A 22,517-nucleotide genomic window follows, 5' to 3' on the forward strand; every position below is an offset into this window, starting at 1 on the left:
ATAAAACAATAGCAATTTTAATTACGCGGATATTTCTTTGAATCCTTTTTTTTCGGGCGGTATCGCATTTTTGAAAGAAACAGAAAATAAAACCTTATGCTTATCATAAGGTTTTATCTATTAAGTATTGTTACATAAAATAATTGTGAGTAATTAATTTGTCAGGTGAACGGTTTTACCGCCGACAATCGTCCTCAGCACTTTCACATCGGCAATATCGTCAGCCGGTATCTGAAAAACATTGCGATCCAGCACAATCATATCCGCCAGTTTACCCGGTTCCAGAGAGCCGAGGATATCTTCCCGGTGCTGGGCATACGCGGAATCAATGGTTGCTGCGCGCAAGACCTCAGTGACGGTTAAATTGCGATCCGTATCCAGACGCTGTGCGGGCTGACCGTTTACCGGATGACCACGGCGGGTGACAGCAACTTTCAGGTCAAACCATTCATTAAAATCATCAATCGGCCAGTCACTGCCGAAAGCAACAACCGCACCGGCATCAATAAATTTTGCAATCGGTTCCAGTTGCTGAAAACGGGTATCACCGATCATATTGCGGGTGAATTCCGCCAGGTCGGCGGTGGGTGCAGCCCACTGGAAAGAGAGGCAGGCGATAGTGTTGAGTTTTGCAAAACGCGCATAATCCCCTGCATCCACCAGCTCATTATGTGCCAGTCCCGGACGGATATCTTTACAAGGATGCGCGGCACGCATTTTTTCGATACCGTTGAGCACCATATTGACCGCACCTTCACCGACAGTGTGCAGATGCGGATCATAGCCTGCCGCCGCAATGCGTTCGAGCAGGGCATCAATAATATCCGCGGTGAAATAAAGGTCACCGTAGTTATCTGTTTCACGCCAGTCAGGCTGTGCCGCCGTACCATGATTGATGCGGTAAGGTTTCAGCAAGGAGGCGGTCATGGTCGGGAACTGTAATACGCCGTCAACAAACATTTTGATATTATTGACCGCAATTCCGGGCTCCGGTCCCCATTCTGCCTGATGATAATGCTTTGCAAATGCGACGGCATTATCTACTGCCTGCGGGACAGAGGCGACATCAGGCGCGTCATCCGGGGTGATTTCACGGGCGGCCTGAACACGCAGCGTCAGTTCACCCTGTTGTTGCAGAGCCAGAAAGGCATCGAGCTGCATTTCTGCAACGCGGGCGTCCATCACCATGGTAACACCCTGTTCATTCAGGACTTTTTGTACCAGACGGGCAACATCAACGGCGCGGTCTGCCTGAATTGACGGAATACTGTCTGCTGCACGCATTGCAGGAGCATCTTCGAGGATCCCGTTGAGTTCACCATTGGCATGCTTACCGATTTTGCCGTCACCCGGAACAGGGGTATCTTTGGTTATACCGAATAATTCCAGCGCGCGGCTGTTTGCCAGCAGGGTGTGACAGTCATTGGAAAAAAGCACGACAGGGCGGTTAGTTTTGAGCGTATCCATATCTTCACGGAACATATCGATACCCGCCGGTAACATGCCCTGCCGCAACCAGGCGGTGATTTTCAGCCAGTCATTGTCACCGGTGCGCGGATCATTATCCAGATGTGCCTGAACGCGGGTCAGGATCTCATCAATGGTCAGCGATTCATAATTAAGGTGGCAGCCAAACAGTTGGATGCCGCCCCAGAACGGATGCATGTGACCATCAATAATACCCGGCATCATCATTTTGCCGTCAAGATCGGTAAACTGAGTATGTTCACCGCGAAAGGCTGCCATCTCATTATTATCACCGCAGGCAAGAATACGCCCGTCAGCAATCGCAACGGCCTCAACGACTCGGTTTTGTGCATCCGCGGTATAAATATAACCGTTGTGATAAATAGTATCAGCGGCAGTTATTTTCATTATTTATTATCTCCAACGCCTATCAGCAGGTCAGCTGATAATTAAGTGTGTTTCTTCTTCCGTAATTGACGGCGGGCGGCGCGTAAAGAAGCGGGTAATAAAACCAAGGTAAACCACGCCGATACTCAGCCAGATAATGCCGACAGTCAGTGCCTGAGCATCCAGGCTGGTCCATAACCATAATGTCAGCATTACCCCGATACCCGGGGCGACCAGGCAGCGCAGGATAGTCGCGGCGGTCAGCGGGGCTTGCCTGTCAATAATAAAGTGTTTGATAACACACAGGTTTACAAAGGTAAATGCAATCAGTGCGCCGAAACTTATCATGGATGCCACCAGGCTCAGCGAGAGCACCAGTGCCATCAGTGAGGCGAGGGCAACAAACAGGATAGACAGCACCGGCGTGTTAAATTTTGCATGAAGGCGGGCAAAGACTGAACGCGGCAGAACCCCCTCGCGTCCCATCGCATAGAAAATCCGCACAATACTGGCCTGGGATGTCATTGCCGAGGCAAACACACCCACCACATAGGCGATAATAAAGGCGGAAGCCATCAGCGCGCCCCCTACTTTTTCCATCACCTGAATGCTGGCCACATCTGTATCCGGCAGGAAATCGCGCCACGCCGGGTAACTCAGGTGGGCGCAGTAAGAGATAATCACAAACAGTGTTCCGGCAATAAAAACGGTGTAAAGAATCGCTTTCGGCAGGGCACGTCTGGCATCTTTTGTCTCTTCTGCCATGGTGGAGATTGCATCAAAGCCGAGGAACGCCAGACACAATACTGCTGCACCGGCGAACAGACCGGATACCTGATCTGACATTACGGTCAGCGGGGTGAGCAATGCCTCTTTATCCAGCGTAAAGGTTGTGCTTAAACTGAGATACAGGAACAGAGCGATAAACAGCAGCTGCATAATAATAATCAGCATGTTCATCGAAGTAACCAGTTTGATCCCGAGAATATTGAGAACAGAAACAACAATGATGGTTGAGACAATGATCAATTCCATCGGGACGGAGGGCAGGGCTTCATGAACAAAGATGCCGATGGCGATGTAGTTGATAATGGGTAAGAACAGATAGTCGAGCAATTGCGCCCAACCCACCAGAAATCCGGTATTGCCGCCGAATATTTTCTGGACATACGAATACGCGGAGCCGGCCAGCGGCAGCGTACTGGTCATTTTACAATAGCTGAGTGCGGTAAAAAGAACGGCTGTCAATGTTACCAGATAAGCAACCGGTAAATGACCTTCACTGAGTACAGTCACCTGACCGTAGGTTGTGAAAATACCAAGGGGCACCATATAGGCGAGCCCGAAAAAAACCAGCGCGGGAGTTGTTAATACGCGCTTCATCTGCACAGTTGTCTGTTGCATTTTTACAGCCCTTCCCAATAGCCTGAAACATGCCACGGGAACACGGCCCGGGCACAAACTGATTTCTGACAGTCAGCGGGTGACTCTCAGGCTGCATTTATTTTCAATAAACCTCGCACCTTGCGTTTGCATCGTGCGCACTTTATTGAAACGTCAGTGATAAACGGACCATCACCACACGCTGGGGTAAATGCAGGCGGCGTACAGTATCTGAGTTACCTGTATTTGGCAATAAAAGTTGAACGGAATAATAACAATGAAAATAGTTGTTTTTGACAAAAATACCAATAATCCGCATGACATATAACGTCAGACCGCTCCTCCTGTTTCCAGCCAAAGCACCATCAGATTACTCAATTGATCGAAACGGTTTTGATCCAGCATCAGCTCGGCCTGACGACGGGTGTCTTGTGCCGCGAGCCAGTCGGTGATTGCCACAGATCCGTGGCGGTAGCGCATTTCATTAAGCCGCTCAGATTTCTGAGCCAGATGCAGCAGCTCACGCAACCGGGTTTCCTGTGCTATCAGTAATTGGCGCTGAGAAAGCGCGTCATCCACAGAGGCCATCGCCTTATACAGCGACTGGCGGAACTGTACGACCTGCTGGTCATAGCTGTTGTGCGCGAGGCTTATTTCGAGCTCCCGTTGCTGCCAATCCGTCAGCGGGAGATCCAGAACGGCATTTATTATTGCCAGCGGATTACTTAAAAATTCTAAAAGCCGGGTGCTGCTGCCGCCCAGTGATCCGGTCAGGCTGAATGACGGATAATATTCAGCCCGCTTAATGTCGACGCGGGCGAGTGCTGCCCGCAGATTTAGTTCTGCCGATCGGATATCCGGACGGCGGCTCAGTACCGAAACCGGCACATCCGGGCTGACAACCGGCAGCGGCGAGTCCGGCAGATGCTGCGGATTGGTGAGTATTTTTCCCGGCGGTGCGTTAAGCAACACGGATTGTTCGTTCAGTACAGACTGGTATTGCTGATGCAGTACCTGCAGGCTGTTTTCCTGATTCAGGACACTTTGCTGAGCGTTAATAACATCCAGCCCGGCAATGCTCCCGGCCCGGTGGCGGGACTGAGTCAGGCGCAATGTTTCCCTGCTATACGTCAGGCTCTGTTCACTGACAGTAATTTTTTGATTAATCAGGGCAATGCGCCAGTAATTTTCAGCTGCCCTGCGGGTAAGCATCAGCCGTGCTGCCCGTAAATCCTCTTCTGAAACTTGCTGCATCCATCCGGCCACATCACGCTGACGGGCTAATTTCCCCCACAAATCCACCTCATAACTGACAGTGAGTGAGACTTTGGCGGATTCCGTTTTTGTCAGTTCAGGCGTACCGGACAGTGATTTATTCCGCGAAATATCTGTTGACGCGGACGTTGACAGGGAAGGATAACGATTCAGTCCCGCCTGTTCCGCTTCCAGCTGTGTACGGTATAACCGCAATACGGCAAGTGCGATATCACTGTTGGCGGCAGTCACTTGTTGTAACCACAGGTCCAGTTGCGGATCAGCAAACTCACGCCAGTCAAATATTGCTGCGTTGCGGATCTCTTCTGTTTGTTGTTGCCAGTATTCCGGGTACGTTACCGACGGTGGTTCGAATTTACTGTTAAGCAGAGATCCGCAGCCGGATGTAAGTAATATACTGATATACAGAACGGTTTTTTTCACGGGAGTCGTCCTTACTGTTTATTCGCCCGCCAGGGCGGTAACAGGATCCATGGCGGCGGCTTTGCGTGCCGGTAACCAGCCGAAAATCATACCTATGATGGTCGAGCAGAGAAATGCCGACGCAGCAGCCTGCCAGGAATAAATAGCCGTCAGTTCGGCCCCCGGTCTTGAAAAGACCCCGCTGATGATGAGTGACAGGGCAATACCCAGCACCCCGCCAATCAGACACATCAGCACGGCTTCAATCATAAATTGCTGCATAATATCGTGCCGCCGGGCGCCCACCGCCATGCGCACACCAATTTCGTGGGTACGCTCAGTGACGGAGACCAGCATGATATTCATTACACCCAGGCTGCCTATCATCAATGCCACAGAAGCGACAGACAAAATAAGCAGGTTGAGGATCATCGCGCTTTTTTCTTCACTCCGGCGATATTTATCCAGATTGAAAATCCTGAAGTCCTCTTTACCGTGCTGTAAAATTAATGTCTGCCGGATGCGCTCAGCCGTGGCATCCGTATCAGCGCCATCCCGGACGCGGATAACCACATCGGAAAAATTTAACTTACCGGTCATACGCTGCATTACCGTGTTATAAGGTAACCAGATGTTGACATCACCGAACCCGTAATCCCTGGTATTTTTGATGACTCCGATGACCCGGGCCGGAACCGGTCCGATAAAAACAACCTGCCCGACGGGAGAAATACCTGCCGGGGTGAATAGTGAATTAACCGCATTTTCATCCAGAACTACGTCCTGTGAGGCTTTACTGTCATCACGAAAGACACCGCCCTGCAACACAGGATAATTCCATATCTGAAAGTAATCACGGCTGACACCGGTTATGCTGACCGGCACGGAGCGTCCGCGAAATGTCATGTTATTATCCGTGCTTACCTCTGGTGATATACTTCCCACCCCCGGCAATGCAGCCAGTTTTGATATATCGGAAGGCAATAAATAGCTGTTACTCTCTTTGTTGTAATCAGTACCTGCATAGACTGAAATAATATTTGAGCCCAAATCACGGATATTTTCCAGTGTCTTCTGTTTCGCACCTTCACCGATAGCAACGACTGTTACGACAGCCGAGATACCGAAAATAATCCCTGTCATCGTCAGAACAGTGCGCTGACGGTGCGCGTTCATAGATTTCAGCGCCATCATAAAGGATTCGCGGATGCTGTCTGCCATGCGCTGGCGCAGGCTTGACCGCGGTGCAACCCGCTGAGTAAAAGGTGCATGGACGGTAGTATCCGGCCCGTTATCTGCGCAAATCCTGCCGTCACGCAGTTCAATAATACGCCGGGCATGCTTCGCCACCAGCGGATCATGTGTCACCATAACAATGGTATGACCGAGCAGATTCAGTTCTGAGAGGGTAGCCAGTACTTCGCGACCGGAGGCGGAGTCCAGTGCGCCGGTCGGTTCATCCGCCAGAATAATTTCACCGCCGTTCATCAGTGCCCGGGCGATGCAGACCCGCTGTTGCTGACCGCCGGATAATTCACCCGGTTTATGATGTTCACGCCCTGCTAATCCGAGCTGGGCGAGTAATTCCATTGCCCGCGCACGTCGTTCACTGCGGTTGCTGCCTGCATAAATAGCGGGGATTTCGGTATTGGCGGCGGCGGTGAGATCATTCATCAGATGATAGCGCTGGAAAATAAACCCGATATGCTCACGGCGCAGGGCTGCCAGCTCATCAGGGGAAAGGCGGGCGGTATCACGTCCGCCGAGCCGGTAATCTCCGCTGTCCGGGGTATCAAGGCAGCCCAGGATATTCATCAGCGTGGATTTTCCCGAACCTGACGAACCGGTTATTGCCACAAATTCGCCGGCAGAAATCGTCAGTGAAATATTATCCAATACAGTCAGTGTCTGTCCGCCGTTGGTGTAGCGGCGGGAGACATTATTTAATTCAATCAGTGCGCTCACAGATTTGAATCTCCTGTTTGCGGAATGACTGTCTGTGGTATCACGACCTCTTCACCTTCCCGTAAGCCGGACAGGATCTGAATATCAATGTTATTGGTTATACCTGTGGCGATCTCCCGTGGCTCCGGCATACCGGATGCATTTATCACCAGAACTTCCTGCCGGTTATCCGCCGTTGTGGTGACAGCAGCGGCGGGGATCAGCAGGACATTTTTTGCCTCACTGATCAGCAGGGAAACCTGTGCGGTCATGGCGATACGTAACCGGTTTTCCGGATTGGGTACGTCCAGTAACGCACTGTAATACACGGATGCATTGCCGGGTGTGCCGCCGCTGTTACTGTTATCCTCTTTCAGTACCGAATCCGGCGCCGGTTCGACCATCCGCAATATTGCTTCATAGCGATGGTCAGGCTCGGAAAAAATGGTAAACCAGGCTTTCTGACCGGGATAAACCCGGGTGATATCGGCTTCGGATATCTGTGTGTGGACAGTCATGGTATCCAGTTGGGCAATTTTGACGATAGTCGGTGCGCTCTGCTCGGCATTAACGGTTTGTCCCTGACGGGTAACCACGGCAATTACCATACCGTCCATCGGAGCGGTAACGCGGGTATAGCTCAGCTCCAGTTTTTTCTTATCCACTTCAATTTGAGCCTTCACTATCCGGGATTGCAGTGACAATATATCTGCGCGTGTAGTGGCAAGCGTTGTTTCAGCGGACTCAAACTCTTCCCGTGACCCGCTGTCGTCCCGCAACATATTGCGCTGGCGTTTAAATTTCAGTTCTGCCTGGCGAAGCTGCGCGTCTTTGGCTATTTTATCTGCTTTAGCCTGATCAAGTTCTGCCTCTGCGATACGCAGATTATTTTTCTGTTGTAGATCATCAATATCGGCAATCAACTGATCTTTTGTCACCCGGTCGCCTGTTTTAACTTTAAGATCTTTTACCTGACCGGTAACCTGCGCACCCACATTCACCCGCTCAATGGCATCCAGTTTGCCTGCCGCCAGAACAGTATTTTCAATATTACCGGTCCGTACCGGTGCAGTTATTAATGCCGCAGGCACCGCGCGTTGTTGTAAAAAAAACCATATTACGGTAATGACGATAAGCAGTACGCAGATAATAATCCCTGTGAATTTACGCAGTGTCAGTTTCATTTTAATAATGTCCGTTATTAATTCTCAGTAACCTACTGTTTTGTAAAACACCAGATAGATTGTAATAATTCATTGTGACAGTAATTATGAAATTGCACAAAAAATGAGAATGAATTAATTTCTGTATTTTATATAAAGAGTATGTGTATCAACGTATTTTCCCCGGATGATAATTAAAGTGTTTGATTGCGGAATTGATATTATAGATTTAAATTCAATGTATTGAGTTGCATTTCGGCGCTGTTTTCATGTGTGATAGCTTTTTATTGTAATGGCTTTAAATACGGTTTTTGTATCTGTATCAGGTATATACCCAACGTCATTCAAGATGCAGGCAGGCGGCAAGAGAGGATAGACGGGGAGCATACATTAGTATGTGACCCGGCTGGCCGAACGCAGCAACGAACCTGCAGTTTGAATGAATAAGGGTATAACTATTCCGGCCGGAGTGAGTGAATATATTAAACGCACCGGTTTGTTTAAGAATGAACTGATGTATTTTTAATATCAGTAGTGTTTACGAAAATACGCTATGGTATGTCTGTTAATGTTATTAAAATGTCGTTTACGGATTAATGATATAAGAACTTACAATGCGTCATGAAAAATAACCAGCTTATTTTAGAGTAATTAATTAAACTTTTCTTAAGAAAGTAACAGATACGGATTACTGCACCCTGATATCAGTTTGTGTTTATTCTTTAAAACCAAAAAAATCATTATTTAAATAAATAAAATGTGTCATTTTCCGGTGGAATCGTGCACACAAGGTTTTCATGTGAACGTAAGGTGACGGAATTGTATGTTACATCAATGATTCGTTAATTATTTTAATGGGTGCACGAAAACGTTTGCTTTTGTTTTTCACTACTATAATATCCGTCCGATTTTTTTGTCTGAGAAAAGCAACAGGAGGCAATTGTGTCCGGGGATAAAAATTACAGTCATGGGCCTGTGCCCATATCCGCGCGAAAAGGCGGACTGGCATTAACCTTTGTAATGCTGGGATTAACGTTCTTTTCCGCCAGTATGTGGACCGGAGGTGCTCTCGGTACCGGTCTCAGTTTTAATGATTTCTTCCTCGCAGTTCTTATCGGTAATCTTCTTCTTGGTATTTACACCGCTTTTCTTGGTTTTATCGGTTCCAAAACCGGCCTGACAACTCATCTTCTCGCGCGTTACTCCTTCGGTATTAAAGGCTCCTGGCTCCCTTCATTCTTACTCGGCGGCACACAAATCGGCTGGTTTGGTGTGGGTGTGGCGATGTTTGCCATCCCGGTCGGTAAAGCAACCGGCTGGGATATCAACTGGCTTATCGGGATTTCCGGCGTGCTGATGACCATCACCGTATTCTTCGGCATTTCTGCACTGACTGTACTTTCGGTGATTGCGGTGCCGGCGATTGCAGCTCTCGGCAGTTACTCAGTCTACCTGGCGGTAACGGGCATGGGCGGTCTGAGCGTTCTGCGCGATATTATCCCGGCGCAGCCGCTGGATTTTAATCTCGCACTTGCCATGGTGGTCGGTTCATTTGTCAGCGCAGGCACGTTAACCGCTGATTTTGTCCGCTTCGGGCGCAAACCGAAAATTGCGGTGCTGGTCGCGATTGTCGCGTTTTTCCTCGGTAACTCCCTGATGTTTATCTTTGGTGCGGCAGGCGCGGCATCCCTGGGAATGGCGGATATCTCTGATGTAATGATAGCCCAGGGATTACTGTTACCGGCCATTATTGTGCTGGGGCTGAATATCTGGACGACCAACGACAACGCACTTTATGCATCTGGTCTGGGATTTGCCAATATTACCGGGCTTTCCAGCAAGACCCTCTCGATTGTGAACGGGCTTATCGGCACACTGTGCGCACTGTGGCTCTATAATAACTTTGTCGGCTGGCTGACATTCCTTTCTGCCGCGATCCCGCCAATCGGAGGGATTATTATCGCGGATTACTTAATGTACCGTCACCGTTACGCGACCTATGATTGCAGCAAAATGCGTGATGTGAATATCAGTGCGTTACTGGCTATGGCGGCAGGGATTATTGCCGGACACTGGCTGCCGGGAATAGTACCGGTAAATGCAGTGATCGGCGGCGCATTAAGTTATGCTGTGCTTAATCCGTTACTGAATCGTCGTCGCACAACCCATCCGGAGATGACCCGTGCTTAATCAAACTATAAAACATATTCATAATATTCGTCTGCCTGAGCGTGATGGCTTATGGCGCATTGATATTGAACATCAGAAAATTAAAGCGATTGTCCCGCAGGTTGCCGGTGAAGTTTTACCGGAAAGCCTGGACGGAGAGGGCGGTCTGGTCACCGCGCCGTTTGTGGAGCCGCATATTCATCTGGACACCACTCAAACCGCGGGGCAACCTTCCTGGAACCAGTCAGGTACCCTGTTTGAAGGTATTGAACGCTGGGCTGAGCGCAAAGCGCTGCTGACACATGAAGATGTAAAAACCCGCGCGTGGCAGACGCTGAAATGGCAGATTGCCAATGGCATCCAGCATGTCCGTACGCATGTGGATGTGTCTGATGCCACACTGACCGCACTGAAAGCGATGCTGGAAGTAAAAAAAGAAGTCGCGCCGTGGATTGATTTACAGATTGTGGCCTTCCCGCAGGAGGGCATTATGTCCTATCCGAACGGAGAAGCCCTGCTGGAAGAGGCGCTGCGCCTGGGTGCTGATGTCGCCGGTGCTATTCCGCATTTTGAATTCACCCGCGAATACGGTGTGGAATCTCTGCATAAAACCTTTGCGCTGGCACAGAAATATGACTGCTTAATCGATGTGCATTGTGATGAAATTGATGATGAACAGTCGCGCTTTGTGGAAACAGTCGCCGCTCTCGCACACCGTGAAGGCATGGGCGCACGCGTGACCGCCAGCCACACCACTGCAATGCACTCTTATAACGGGGCTTACACATCCCGCCTGTTCCGTCTGCTGAAAATGTCCGGTATTAACTTTGTGGCAAATCCGCTGGTGAACATTCACTTACAGGGCCGTTTTGATACTTATCCGAAACGCCGCGGTATTACCCGTGTGAAAGAGATGCTGGCTGCGGATATTAATGTCTGTTTCGGGCACGATGATGTGTTTGATCCCTGGTATCCGCTGGGAACGGCGAATATGCTTCAGGTGCTGCACATGGGGCTGCATGTCTGTCAGCTGATGGGCTATGGTCAGATAAATGACGGGCTGAAACTTATCACGCAATACAGTGCGCGCACTCTGAATTTACAGGATTACGGCGTAGCGGAAGGAAAACGCGCCAGTCTGCTTATCCTGCCTGCGGAAAACGGGTTCGACGCCGTGCGCCGCCAGGTGCCGGTGCACTACTCTGTCCGTGACGGACGTGTGATAGCGCAAACACAACCTGCTGTCACACAAATCCATCTGGATAAGCCGGAAACTATCCGCTATGGCTACACACCTCACACTGAGGATCAGGCTTAAGGTTAATGGTGCGAAATTGCATGCGCATAGCATCAAACAGCACCACTTTTCCGTGGCTCACCTGCCCGTAGCCGGTGAGCAGTTTTATGCATTCCATCGCTTCCAGTGTGCCGATGGTGCCGACCAGCGGCGCCATCACCCCGGCTTCCACGCAGGTCAGACTGTTTTCCCCGAATAACCGGCTCAGGCAGCGGTAGCAAGGCTCTCCCTCCTGCCAGGTAAAGACGGCAATCTGACCTTCCATGCGGATAGCCGCCCCGGACACCAGCGGCACTTTCAGCTGATGACACACCCGGTTCAGTTGTTCGCGGACTGCCACATTATCGGTGCAATCCAGTACCACCTGATGTGACTGCACAAGTTGCATCAGTTCATCATCATCTAACTGCTTTGTGACGGTTTCTGTCTGACAGTGCGGATTAACCGCTTTCAGCGCAATAGCGGCAGACTCTGTTTTTGCCATACCGATGCGGGCATCGGTATGTAAAATCTGGCGCTGGAGATTGGAGAGCGACACCGTATCAAAATCCAGCAATGTCAGATGCCCGACACCGGCGGCAGCCAGGTATTGCGCCGCAGCACAACCCAGTCCGCCCAACCCGGTTATCAGCACGCGTCCGGCTTTCAGCGCCTCCTGACCATCAAAATCAAACCCGCGCAACACAATCTGCCGGTTATAGCGCAGGGCTTCCTGGTCACTCAGTTCGTTGCGGTTCAGTTCAGCGGTCATCAGTCGTTCTTCATTAAGTGATTAAAAAACTCAATGTCGACAATCTCGCCTGCTTTGACTGCACCGCGCTCACGCTCCAGCACAATAAAGCAGTTTGCAAGGCTGAATGAGCTGAAGATATGTGAGCCCTGGTCGCCGGTGGTTTTCACCACTAACTGCCCCTGTTCATTGACTTGTGCGATACCACGCTGGAAATCCAGGCGACCGGCGGATTTTTTCAGTGGCGTAGTGGCGATAGCTTTCATACGCATCGGCGGCTGCCACTGACTGAAACCGGAGAGCCGGGCTATCAGCGGCTGCACCAGTTCATAGAAGGTCACGGTTGTGGAAACCGGATTGCCCGGCAGCCCGCAGAACCAGGCATTATCCAGCTTCCCGAATGCAAAAGGTTTGCCCGGTTTGATCGCCAGCTTCCAGAAATTGATTTTGCCGATCTCATCGAGGATCTGTTTGGTGTAATCAGCTTCACCGACAGACACGCCGCCGCTGCTTATCACTAAATCTGCCAGTGCATCTGCTTTTTCAAAAATACCGCGCAGCACAGCAGGATCATCCGGGATCACGCCCAAATCAATCACATCACAGCCGAGTTTTTCCAGCATCAGGCTGACGGCAAAACGGTTGGTATCATAAATCTGACCCTCGCCCAGCGGCTGACCGACAGCCTGTAATTCGTCACCGGTTGAAAATACCGCGACTTTCAGTTTGTGCATGACTGTCACTTCAGCAAGACCGAGTGAGGCAATCATCGGCAATTGTGCGGCAGCCAGTTTAGTACCTGCCGGAAAAACCTCACTGCCCTGAGTGATATCTTCCCCGGTCAGGCGGATATTCTGCCCGCGTGTAATATCAGCGGTAAAAGTAATACCTTCATCAGAAACAACGGTTTCTTCCTGCATCACGACAGTATCAACACCCGGTGGAACCGGTGCGCCGGTCATGATACGGACACAGTGTCCTGCCGGTAATTCACCTTTAAACGGCACGCCCGCGAGTGCGCGACCGGCAACCGGCAGTGCGGTTTTTCCGTTCCAATCGGCCAGGCGCAGTCCGTAACCATCCATGGCGGAGTTATCAAATGGCGGGACATTGATCGGGGAAATAACAGGTGCGGCGGTTATCCGCCCGGCAGCATCTGTCAGTGCAACTGTTTCTGTTCCGGTGATCGCAGCAGGAGCCGCGAGCAGCTTATCCAGGGCTTCCTGTAATGAAATTAAAGAAGAGGTATGACTTTCCGTTGAATTCGCCATGATACTTTTCACTCCCGGTGCCCGCCCGGGCACAGATAAAACGGATAATAAAGAGGGTGCTATTATGGCAGAGTTATGTTTTAAGTTGAATGATATACTCGTCATACTTCACGATACCCGGTTGTTGACTGCGCTCAGCCAGCCGGGTCACATAGTGTACCTATGCTCCCCGGCAGTCTTCACTTGTCGCCTACGGGTATCGCGAATTATTTAGAGTATTTGGCGCAAAAGCGTGTGCAACAGGCTTAGTTTCAAAAGCAATTATTGTATTTTAAAGGGATGTTTTGCTATAACAGGATCACAATCCATTAACATGCTGTATTTCCCATGCCGACAATCTCTGCATCCCGACAAATAACTGCTCTTCATATTGCTGTCAGCGGCTTTCTCGCCTTGGTTGTGGCAATGGGGATCGGGCGCTTTGCTTTCACACCACAGGTGCCGCTGATGATTGATGAACATCAGCTCAGCCTGGCAACTGCCAGTATTGTCGCGGCCTGTAATTATCTGGGGTATTTTGCCGGCTCTTTTGATGCGATGCGGGCAAAGCGCGGCATCGAACTGCGCTTATGGACAGGCTTATGGGGCGCGGTGATTATCACACTGCTGTCTGCTGTCATTTCCGGGGCCATATTGCATGGTATTGCCCGGTTTTTTATCGGCTGGGCGAGTGGCTGGACATTGGTTCTGGCTGCCGCCTGGACAAATGATGCCCTGGCAAAACTGAGCCGCCCGACACTGAGTGTCGCGGTTTACGGCGGAACCGGTATCGGTATCTTGCTGTGTGGTCTGGTTGCTATCGGAATACAGGGGATGTCGCTGACCGCGTCACAGGGCTGGTGGATTTACGGCGGGCTGGCGCTGCTGTTCAGCCTGTATGTGAGTCGTTACTTACCGCGTCCGGGCGAATTGCACAGCAGTGCATCCCCGGACAGCAAACCGGCGATGACCCCGCAGATCCGCCGCTTGTTATGGACTTACGCGCTGGCGGGGTTCGGTTACATTCTACCCGCTACCTTTCTGTCACAGATGGCAGCAGAGCGCTTTCCGGGAAGCTTGTTTGCTCAGTTTGTCTGGCCGGTTTTCGGTATTGCCGCGGCGTCCGGTATTGTGGTCGCTATTGCAACCCGCCGGTTATTCACGCCGCAAATACGACTGGCAATGACACTCTGGGGACAGGCTGCGGGAATTTTAGCGGCAGAAGTGGTACCGGGTATCAGCGGTCTGGTGATCAGCGCATTTCTGGTCGGCGGCGGGCTGATGTCAGCGGTGCAACTGGCATTTCAGTGCGGACGCGAGCTGGCTCCGGAGCACGGGCGCTATATGGCGGGATTGCTCACCACCTGGTATGCCGCCGGGCAGCTCGGCGGGCCGCTGGTTTCGTCTGTTTCAGCGTACTTTACCGGCAGGCTGGAACCGGCGCTGTATGTGGCACTGGCGGCACTGATCACCGGCGGAATAGTGATTTTCCGTGATCGCTCAGTGTCAGCATAGTTGATATAAGCAGGCAGATTTGATTTTTGCATAAATTTGGCTTATCACCATTCTGATAATGGACATTTTATAACTAGTCAAATTAAAAAACTCAAGACCTCGCAATGCGGGGTTTTTTATTTTTATAAGTTTAAAAAAGTAAGTTTAAAAAAGTAAGTTTTTTATTTAGTGAAATATTATTTAGAAAGTGTGAGCTCAACTGCGAAAAACTATATTATTCTCATGTAATTGTGTGTTTATATTTTACGTTTTACGTTTTACGTTTTACGTTTTAAATTTTACATGTGTTATTCTTTTTTAAGCATGAAGTTGCTTGTTCTTCTGGTTGTCTTTCCAAGAAATAATAAACGTTCGTTACTCTTAGTTTTGGTTGATTATTATTTCAGTATAATAATCTTAATTTTATATAAAGGAATTTGACATGAAAAAGTTATTAATTTTAACATGCTTTTTTTTTGACACTTAATTCGATTACTGGTACGGGTAATGCTGCAACCTCTGAAACAACAACGGCATTAAAAGTGTTCTGTGACTCAAAAAATAGGGAGTTTATTCCTGATAGAGAAATTACAGATATTTTTGGAGTGGCAAATAAAGATGTACTAGGTGGCATATCTATTACCGGGTTAAATGGTAGTAATAAGAATTTTCACGTGGGTAAAGATGATTATTATTTATTTAATGTAGCAAAGAGCGCTCATTTTATCAGAAGTAAGGTTAATATTTGTGTAGATAATACCTTCAATAATATGGGTTATTATGACCACTTAATAGGAATTGAATACAAATGATTAAAAAAATATTAATTTTAATCGGTCTTATTTCAGTATCTATGAGTGCAGTGGCTATTGATAAGGTTTACCGGGCAGATGGTAGATCGCCAGATGAGATTTTTAAATCTGGATTAAGATCATGGGGAAATAACCCTAATATGATAGATCATGTTTCTGATGTAACAGCAGCCAATGGAAATAGAACGACCGCCTTTATTTCAACATCAACTAACATAAATTCTGCTGAACGCTTTTTAGATCGCGGAATACGCACAAGTGAAAGTGGACGTTTCTATATTTATCACATTAGACCAAGCCGTAACTTTTATTATATAAGTGATTTAATTAATACGCTTTATGCACGAGAGAATCTAACCTTAAATAATTATCATCGTAGTTTATTTGGTGGCGAGGTTGAGTACTCTGCACTGAGACATATAGAGTCAACACAAATTTATGGTGTTACGGCTTATCATATTAATGAACAAGGCCAGCTGGTTACTGAGCCATTTCGGGTTAACCCATATTACACTCACGGAAATGCGGAAGTATATGATAGTCCTATTGTTCCTGCAGAAATGGATCTACCTATAACTAATGTTCAAGTTCACTTAACTACAGTGGGCGTAGCTTCTGACCGTAGAGTGGTTCCGACATATCAACTGCCAGACCAATTAATTGATAATACCAGATCATTGACTCTGGGGTGTATTGATGGCCTTATTCATTTCATCTCAAGCAAATAAGGACGTTGCCATTATGTTAAAATTAAAGAAATCGATATTAATTACATGTTCATTACTTTTTTCTATGTCATCTTTTGCTTCAGAAAGTAACGGAGGTGAAACCAGACAGGCAACGCAAGCCATGGTTGTAAATGTGATAAATAATACGGAAACTAAATTACATCTATATTCAAAAGATTTAATGTATGGTCGCTGGGGAGATGAACCAAGTAATGAAATAGCTCAGGCAAACAAAGCTAAATATTATACAAAAGGTAACTCGCTCTCAGGCCCGGAGGCAAAAGTTCAGTATATATTTCTAAGCAATCATGGCGAAGAGTTATATTTGAGTATTCACACTGATGTTGACCATTTCTATCCTAAAGAACCAACATTAAGGGCCTGTTTGAGTGACAAAATAAACGAGACTTCTATATCACGTTGTGCTGTTCTTGGGAAATTATCAATAGATGCCACGGTTTCGTTTGGTCAAGTTCAGATTAAGGTTATTAAAACATGGAGCAGTAGCAACAGTCAGGAACATGATTATGATGTTTTTATAAAAGCTCACGATGGAATGAAGTTAAAAAAAATCATTATGTAACATTGATAAAACAAATATACTTGAAAAACAATATATCAAATCAATAATGGCGGTATCGCGTTTTAATAATAAAGATGAATATCCACATAAGGTCACACTTGCGGATGGACGTACATTTAATATGCATAAAGATTCTGAGGGGGTTTTAGATCTGGTAACAAGCGCATATCACTCATTAATGTATATAGATATTTGTCAGTATCAAAATACTAATAATATTCAGAGTGTATATATTCATAAATAATGAATGTTTGACTATAGGTTCAATTTATTGAAGTCTGATAATTAGGATTAACAGACTGTTTTTATGCAGTAATATATAAGCCGCTACAGTATCAATCACCTCGTTATTACTTAATACAAGAGCTGTGTGCGGCTTTTTGAGGTTTGCGACTACCAATTCAGAAAAAATTTTAGATAGGTGATATCATGGCGACTTTCAATGACAATAAAGGGCGGTTTATGAATATCACGTATACGGTAACTGTCAAGGTAGTTAATATTATAAATAAATCAGCAGAGGTATTATTTTCTCTGCTGATTTTTCTGTGTATAATAATAAAGTAAAGCCTCTGTTTATTTTTTAGTATTTACACATTGTGAAAATAATGTTTTTTTTTAAAGGCGTTGCTATGGTAAGGCTATATTCTTAATCGCACTAAAGAGTATATAATTAAAACAATAATTATTTTATGTGTCACTGATGTTTGCTGTTTTCCGGTAACCTGAGCAATATCCCTCTTTATTACAGGGTTTTTAGTGCAAACTTTTCATCACCAAAAACACAAAATGGATTAACAAATGACAGTATTGCTCTAAAATAGCGGGGCGGTTGGTATTGTCCTGCCGGACGGCGTGAAGATACACGTCGGGAGTCACCTGAAAAATAGTCGGAGAAGGTATGTCATCATTAAGCCTTGAAGCAGAACTTGTCCATGCAGCGCTGATCGCACGCGGGCTGGAAACACCATTACGGGAGCAGACATTAGCGCCGGAAACCCGCAAGGTGCAGATTGAGGCGCACATGACAGAAGTAATGAAGCTGCTCAATCTTGATTTAAGCGACGACAGTCTGTCAGATACGCCGAAACGTATCGCAAAAATGTATGTGGATGAAATTTTTTCAGGGCTGGATTACCATAATTTCCCGAAAATAACGCTCATTGAAAACAAAATGAAAGTGGATGAAATGGTTACCGTGCGGGATATTACCCTGACCAGTACTTGTGAACACCATTTTGTCACTATCGACGGCAAAGCAACGGTTGCTTATATTCCGAAAGATACCGTTATCGGGCTGTCCAAAATTAACCGTATTGTGCAGTTTTTTGCTCAGCGCCCACAGGTGCAGGAGCGTCTGACCCAACAAATTCTGCTGGCATTGCAAACTCTGCTTGGCACCACAAATGTCGCGGTATCTATTGATGCAGTGCATTATTGTGTAAAAGCGCGCGGTATACGTGATGCAACCAGCACCACCACCACAACCTCTCTCGGCGGGCTGTTTAAGTCCAGCCAGAATACCCGTCAGGAATTCCTGCGTGCAGCCCGTCATATTTAACTGATGAATACATCCGTCTCTTCTGCCACATCACGCATTGACGCCCTCGATATGATCCGGGGGCTTGCTGTCCTCGGGATCTTTATCCTTAATATTGCCGGTTTTGCCCTGCCGTCGGCGGCATATCTTAATCCGCTGTATGACCCGGCCGCATCCGCATCAGATATCACCACCTGGGCATTTTTAAATGTGCTGGTTCAGGGCAAGTTTCTCGGCATGTTTGCCGTCCTGTTCGGTGCCACATTAATGATGCTGAGCCGCTACAGTCAGCCGTGGAATTCTGCCCGGCTGCTGGTGCTGGGAATTATCGGCATACTTCATACCGCGCTGCTCTGGCAGGGCGATATCCTGCTGACCTACAGTCTGACCGGCATTGTTGCCTGCGGGATTATCCGCCATGTTTCTTCCCGCTGGTGGAAATGGTTGATCCCGTGTCTGCTTCTGATTGGTCAGTTTCTGCTGTTTTTCCTGCTGGCAGAAAACGGAGAACTGAAACTGCTTTACTGGCAGCCATCGGAAACGATGATTGCGTATGAAACGCTGATCGCTCAGACCGGCGGGCTTGCCGGTGTGACGGACAGGCTGGAGAGTATCAGCGGCATGTTACTGATGCTGGTCATTCAGTATGGCTGGCAGTTGCTTGCACTGATGTTGCTGGGTGCATTGCTGATGAAAAACGGCTGGCTGAAAGGTGAGTACTCACTGGCGCATTACCGGCGGCTGGCAGCAGGGATACTTATCCCGACACTGTTATTACAGGCGGTTGTGGTGTGGCAGGTGTATCTCAGCGGCTGGAGTGTGTTCTGGCTGGGCAGTGTCGGTTATCCGTTGTCAGAGATTTTACAACCGGTACAGACTGTCGGGCTGATTGCACTGTTTTACGGGTTGCGCCCGCAACTGAAGCCGGTTTCTGTTTATCTGCAACGGGTCGGTCGTACCGCACTCAGCAGTTATCTGCTGCAATCTGTCTGCGGGGTGATTGTGTTTAATTATCTCGGGTATTTTAATCAGTTTGACAGACTGACACTGCTGGCATTTGTCCCGGTTATGTGGTTGATTAATATTGTATTTTCCACACTCTGGCTGCGTTATTTTTCTCAGGGACCGGTTGAGTGGTTGTGGCGGCAGGCGGCAAACCGGCTCGCCACCCGCTGAATATATTTACTTTACCGGCTGAGTGGTGCTCACCGGTTTTTCCTCTGTTGCCACCGGCTCCGGGTAGAGCGTATTCAGCTCTTCCGGGGTGACGGCCGGGTAAGAGGGGACGTTTTCCGGCAGGGGTTGCGGTGCAGGGATTGATTCCTGCGGCCCGAGGAAACGCGGCTCGCGGTTGAGAATATACAGATCAGCCAGTGCGCCTAACCGTGCCACAACTTCCCGCGCTCTGACGGTAAACATATTTTTCGGTGACGAAACAGCATAACAGCGCGCTTCAATGCCTTTTTGCATCGCGATATACAGCGCCCGTTCACAGTGAAATCGCTGGGTAATAATAGTAAATCCGTTAGTATCAAAGACTTTTCTGGTGCGTACAACCGAGTCCAGTGTACGGAACCCGGCAAAATCCAGCACAATTTTACCGGCAGGAATGCCTGCATTGACGAGGTCTTTGCGCATGGTGCTCGGCTCATTATAACTGTGCTGTGCATTATCTCCGCTCAGTAACAGGTATTTTATTTTGCCGCTGTTGTAGGCATTTACCGCGCCCTGGATTCGATACCAGTAATACTGGTTAATGGTTCCGTTACGATAGTATTTTGCGGTACCCAGCACCATACCGACTTCACTTTCCGGCAAATCATTAATATTCTCAAAAATATAGGGCGCGGTTTTCCAGCTAATCCAGCGATCTGCCGCAATAGCCATCAGAGCCAGCAAGATAATGCCTGCCAGCATCCAGAGAATGATCCGTTTCAATATCCGGGCTTTTCCCATTATTACTGAGACCTTTGTTCTTTATACAGTTAGTTAAGATAAGACTACTTGAGCGGCTGCAGACTGGCAAGGGGAGGGGGAAAGAATAAAACCGGCATTGGAGCCGGTTTTATTTTTACAGCAGAAGACTAATCAGAAAGAAGTTCGGCGGTAAACGCGGTATTCCGGATGCCAGAAATTGCGTTCAATCGCTTCATCCAGTGCGCCGTCTGAGGTGACTGTTGCCACGCCCTGAATTTGCGCTTCTTTTGCGACCTGTTTGGCAATGATACGGGAAACTGCTTTGATATCCTCGATATCCGGCAGCAGCGCACCTTCACCATTGATAACCATCGGTGAGCACTCCGCTAATACACGGCTGGCGGTCATCATCATACCGTCAGTCACGCGTTTTGCACCGGCGGCCAGCACACCCAGACCAATACCCGGGAAGATAAAGGAGTTATTGCACTGGGAGATAGGATAGACTTTATCTTTATAAATCACCGGATTGAACGGACTTCCTGTTGCGACCAGCGCATGGCCGTCGGTCCAGGCAATAATATCTTCCGGACGCGCTTCCACGCGTGAGGTCGGGTTAGACAGCGGCATCACCACCGGGCGCGCACAGTTTTTGTGCATCTCACGGATAATTTCTTCGGTGAACAGCCCCGGCTGACCGGATACGCCGATAAGCACAGTCGGCTTGGCATTGCGCACCACATCTTCCAGCGAAATGCTTTCGCTCTGCACATCCCAGTCAGCGGTAATCTCGCTTTTGGTGATGAGTTTGCTTTGGAAATTCAGCAGATTAGGCAGTTTGTCGGTCAGCAGACCGAATCTGTCCACCATAAAGATACGGGCGCGCGCCTGCTCTTCACTTAATCCTTCTGATTTCATCTGTGCAATGATTTGTTCGGCTATTCCGCAGCCGGCAGAGCCTGCTCCCAGGAAAGTGACCGTCTGGTCTTTTAACTGACCACCGGCGGCACGGCTGGCGGCGATCAGGCTGCCCAGTGTCACGGATGCTGTACCCTGAATATCATCATTAAAACAGCAGAGCTGATCGCGGTAGCGTTCCAGCAGCGGCATCGCGTTTTTCTGTGCGAAATCTTCAAACTGTAACAGCACGTCCGGCCAGCGGCGTTTTACGGCATTGATAAATTCATCGACAAATTCATCATATTCCTCACCGGTAATGCGCGGATGACGCCAGCCCATATAGAGCGGGTCATTCAGGCGCTGCTGGTTATTGGTACCGACATCCAGCACGATAGGCAGAGTATACGCCGGGCTTATTCCGCCGCAGGCAGTATACAGAGACAGTTTACCAATCGGGATACCCATCCCGCCGATCCCCTGGTCACCCAGACCCAGGATCCGCTCACCATCTGTCACCACGATCACTTTTACATTCTGCTTGGTTGCATTTTGCAGCATGTCATCGATATAAGCGCGGTTCGGATAAGAGATAAACAGCCCGCGCGCACGGCGGTAGCTGTCAGAGAAATGTTCGCATGCCGCCCCGACCGTCGGGGTATAAATAATTGGCATCATTTCTTTCAGGTGGGCATTCAGCAGACGATAAAACAGGGTTTCATTCGTATCCTGAATATTGCGCAGGTAGATATGTTTATCAGTATCGTTTTTAAAGTCAGAATACTGACGATAAGCGCGTTCAGTCTGCTCTTCGATAGTCTCCACCGCTTCAGGCAGCAGGCCGTGGAGGTTAAAATTACTGCGCTCTTCTTCGGAGAAAGCGCTTCCTTTATTCAGCAGCGGAAACTCTAACAGGATAGGTCCCGCATACGGGATATATAATGCACGTTTGCTTTCGTATTCCAGTTCCATGTATGACTACTCTTCGCCAATTGACATATTAAAGACAGGACGCCCTGATCCTAAGATATCTGAACGATATGTACAGTAATTGTTACGCGATTAATGTGGTTGATGTG

General features: G+C 48.3%; 17 protein-coding genes. 8 read left to right on the forward strand and 9 right to left on the reverse strand.

From position 1 onward, the window contains the following. Positions 1-153: 153 nt before the first annotated feature. From AYY17_RS09290 to AYY17_RS09310, 5 genes are all read right to left on the reverse strand, one after another. Positions 154-1,875: an amidohydrolase gene (locus AYY17_RS09290; protein ID WP_067423180.1), complete on the reverse strand. Its 1,722-nt coding sequence runs from the start codon at positions 1,873-1,875 to the stop codon at positions 154-156. Between the two features lie 30 nt (positions 1,876-1,905). Next, entirely contained in the window at positions 1,906-3,258 is a 1,353-nt protein-coding gene (locus AYY17_RS09295; RefSeq protein ID WP_067423182.1) for an APC family permease, read from the reverse strand. Between the two features lie 309 nt (positions 3,259-3,567). Continuing rightward, on the reverse strand, positions 3,568-4,935 hold the full coding sequence (locus tag AYY17_RS09300) for an efflux transporter outer membrane subunit (protein ID WP_067423185.1): 1,368 nt from the start codon (positions 4,933-4,935) through the stop codon (positions 3,568-3,570). Between the two features lie 18 nt (positions 4,936-4,953). Then, positions 4,954-6,879, reverse strand: a complete 1,926-nt coding sequence (locus AYY17_RS09305; RefSeq protein ID WP_067423187.1) for a MacB family efflux pump subunit — start codon at positions 6,877-6,879, stop codon at positions 4,954-4,956. After that, complete coding sequence (locus tag AYY17_RS09310) at positions 6,876-8,042, reverse strand: efflux RND transporter periplasmic adaptor subunit (protein WP_067423189.1); 1,167 nt, start codon at positions 8,040-8,042, stop codon at positions 6,876-6,878. The genes AYY17_RS09305 and AYY17_RS09310 overlap by 4 nt, the downstream gene beginning before the upstream one ends. Before the next feature lie 921 nt (positions 8,043-8,963). On the opposite strand from AYY17_RS09310, the gene codB reads away from it, so the two are divergent. Both codB and AYY17_RS09320 read left to right on the forward strand, forming a co-directional pair. Then, a complete protein-coding gene (codB, locus tag AYY17_RS09315; protein WP_067423191.1) occupies positions 8,964-10,211 on the forward strand; it encodes a cytosine permease in 1,248 nt (415 codons plus the stop codon). Beyond that, positions 10,204-11,508 carry a cytosine deaminase gene (locus AYY17_RS09320; protein WP_067423194.1) on the forward strand — a complete coding sequence of 435 codons (1,305 nt, stop codon included), beginning with the start codon at positions 10,204-10,206 and terminating at the stop codon, positions 11,506-11,508. Before codB ends, AYY17_RS09320 begins: the two co-directional genes overlap by 8 nt. Here AYY17_RS09320 and moeB read toward each other — a convergent pair. Both moeB and moeA read right to left on the reverse strand, forming a co-directional pair. Beyond that, positions 11,465-12,238, reverse strand: a complete 774-nt coding sequence (gene moeB / locus AYY17_RS09325; RefSeq protein ID WP_067423196.1) for a molybdopterin-synthase adenylyltransferase MoeB — start codon at positions 12,236-12,238, stop codon at positions 11,465-11,467. The genes AYY17_RS09320 and moeB overlap by 44 nt on opposite strands. Then, positions 12,238-13,488 carry a molybdopterin molybdotransferase MoeA gene (gene moeA / locus AYY17_RS09330; RefSeq protein ID WP_067423197.1) on the reverse strand — a complete coding sequence of 417 codons (1,251 nt, stop codon included), beginning with the start codon at positions 13,486-13,488 and terminating at the stop codon, positions 12,238-12,240. The genes moeB and moeA overlap by 1 nt, the downstream gene beginning before the upstream one ends. A gap of 327 nt (positions 13,489-13,815) precedes the next feature. Here moeA and AYY17_RS09335 point away from each other — a divergent pair, with 327 nt between their 5' ends. From AYY17_RS09335 to yeiB, 6 genes are all read left to right on the forward strand, one after another. Then, positions 13,816-14,982, forward strand: a complete 1,167-nt coding sequence (locus tag AYY17_RS09335) for a YbfB/YjiJ family MFS transporter (protein ID WP_067423199.1) — start codon at positions 13,816-13,818, stop codon at positions 14,980-14,982. Positions 14,983-15,437: 455 nt separating this feature from the next. Continuing rightward, positions 15,438-15,773, forward strand: a complete 336-nt coding sequence (locus AYY17_RS09340) for a hypothetical protein (RefSeq protein ID WP_156656672.1) — start codon at positions 15,438-15,440, stop codon at positions 15,771-15,773. Continuing rightward, positions 15,770-16,501, forward strand: a complete 732-nt coding sequence (locus AYY17_RS09345; protein WP_067423203.1) for an enterotoxin A family protein — start codon at positions 15,770-15,772, stop codon at positions 16,499-16,501. The genes AYY17_RS09340 and AYY17_RS09345 overlap by 4 nt, the downstream gene beginning before the upstream one ends. Before the next feature lie 13 nt (positions 16,502-16,514). Further along, the gene (locus tag AYY17_RS09350) at positions 16,515-17,084 is read left to right on the forward strand and encodes a hypothetical protein (protein ID WP_156656673.1); all 570 of its coding nucleotides are present in this window, start codon (positions 16,515-16,517) and stop codon (positions 17,082-17,084) included. 901 nt (positions 17,085-17,985) lie between these two features. Next, the gene (gene folE / locus AYY17_RS09360; RefSeq protein ID WP_067364330.1) at positions 17,986-18,645 is read left to right on the forward strand and encodes a GTP cyclohydrolase I FolE; all 660 of its coding nucleotides are present in this window, start codon (positions 17,986-17,988) and stop codon (positions 18,643-18,645) included. Between the two features lie 3 nt (positions 18,646-18,648). Beyond that, on the forward strand, positions 18,649-19,800 hold the full coding sequence (gene yeiB, locus AYY17_RS09365) for a DUF418 domain-containing protein YeiB (RefSeq protein ID WP_067423209.1): 1,152 nt from the start codon (positions 18,649-18,651) through the stop codon (positions 19,798-19,800). A gap of 6 nt (positions 19,801-19,806) precedes the next feature. Here yeiB and sanA read toward each other — a convergent pair whose 3' ends face one another. Next, on the reverse strand, positions 19,807-20,565 hold the full coding sequence (sanA, locus tag AYY17_RS09370) for an outer membrane permeability protein SanA (RefSeq protein WP_067423534.1): 759 nt from the start codon (positions 20,563-20,565) through the stop codon (positions 19,807-19,809). Positions 20,566-20,712: 147 nt separating this feature from the next. Then, entirely contained in the window at positions 20,713-22,410 is a 1,698-nt protein-coding gene (locus AYY17_RS09375; RefSeq protein ID WP_067405309.1) for an NAD-dependent malic enzyme, read from the reverse strand. Positions 22,411-22,517 lie beyond the last annotated feature (107 nt).

It is taken from the genome of Morganella psychrotolerans, from assembly GCF_001676055.1.
In the GTDB taxonomy this organism is placed as follows: domain Bacteria; phylum Pseudomonadota; class Gammaproteobacteria; order Enterobacterales; family Enterobacteriaceae; genus Morganella; species Morganella psychrotolerans_B.

Coding starts and splice junctions, on each gene's coding strand:
- moeB (WP_067423196.1), bottom strand. CDS start 12,238: ATGACCGCTGAACTGAACCGCAACGAACTGAGTGACCAGGAAGCCCTG.
- moeA (WP_067423197.1), bottom strand. CDS start 13,488: ATGGCGAATTCAACGGAAAGTCATACCTCTTCTTTAATTTCATTACAG.
- AYY17_RS09290 (WP_067423180.1), bottom strand. CDS start 1,875: ATGAAAATAACTGCCGCTGATACTATTTATCACAACGGTTATATTTAT.
- folE (WP_067364330.1), top strand. CDS start 17,986: ATGTCATCATTAAGCCTTGAAGCAGAACTTGTCCATGCAGCGCTGATC.
- AYY17_RS09375 (WP_067405309.1), bottom strand. CDS start 22,410: ATGGAACTGGAATACGAAAGCAAACGTGCATTATATATCCCGTATGCG.
- AYY17_RS09310 (WP_067423189.1), bottom strand. CDS start 8,042: ATGAAACTGACACTGCGTAAATTCACAGGGATTATTATCTGCGTACTG.
- yeiB (WP_067423209.1), top strand. CDS start 18,649: ATGAATACATCCGTCTCTTCTGCCACATCACGCATTGACGCCCTCGAT.
- AYY17_RS09295 (WP_067423182.1), bottom strand. CDS start 3,258: ATGCAACAGACAACTGTGCAGATGAAGCGCGTATTAACAACTCCCGCG.
- AYY17_RS09335 (WP_067423199.1), top strand. CDS start 13,816: ATGCCGACAATCTCTGCATCCCGACAAATAACTGCTCTTCATATTGCT.
- AYY17_RS09350 (WP_156656673.1), top strand. CDS start 16,515: ATGTTAAAATTAAAGAAATCGATATTAATTACATGTTCATTACTTTTT.
- AYY17_RS09345 (WP_067423203.1), top strand. CDS start 15,770: ATGATTAAAAAAATATTAATTTTAATCGGTCTTATTTCAGTATCTATG.